Source organism: Parazoarcus communis SWub3 = DSM 12120, from assembly GCF_003226565.1.
Taxonomy (GTDB): Bacteria; Pseudomonadota; Gammaproteobacteria; order Burkholderiales; family Rhodocyclaceae; genus Parazoarcus; species Parazoarcus communis.
On the sequence record NZ_QKOE01000186.1, the window covers coordinates 1 to 255 of the forward strand.

A 255-nucleotide genomic window follows, 5' to 3' on the forward strand; every position below is an offset into this window, starting at 1 on the left:
GGCACGTACCTACGCGGGCTACAGTAGCGCAACCGGAGCGTTTACCGCAGAAAGTCGCGACGGGGCCATCCTTGTCAGGGTGGCGGCTGACCCTATCCGCTACGAACGCCGCCTGGCCGACGGCAGCATCGAAGAGTATGCCTTCTCGGACGGTGCCGTCGCCTATCCGCGACGTATTTTTCTGACCCGGCTCCGCGACCCCTCGGGCAATGCTGTCGACCTGTCCTACGACGCACAACGGCGGCTTGTCGCCCT

General features: G+C 64.7%; 1 protein-coding gene. It reads left to right on the top strand.

What is annotated here, in order from left to right; translation table 11 throughout:
- Positions 1-255, top strand: a 255-nt coding sequence (locus tag DNK49_RS23670; RefSeq protein WP_133255196.1) for a hypothetical protein, incomplete at both ends; no start/stop codon positions are given.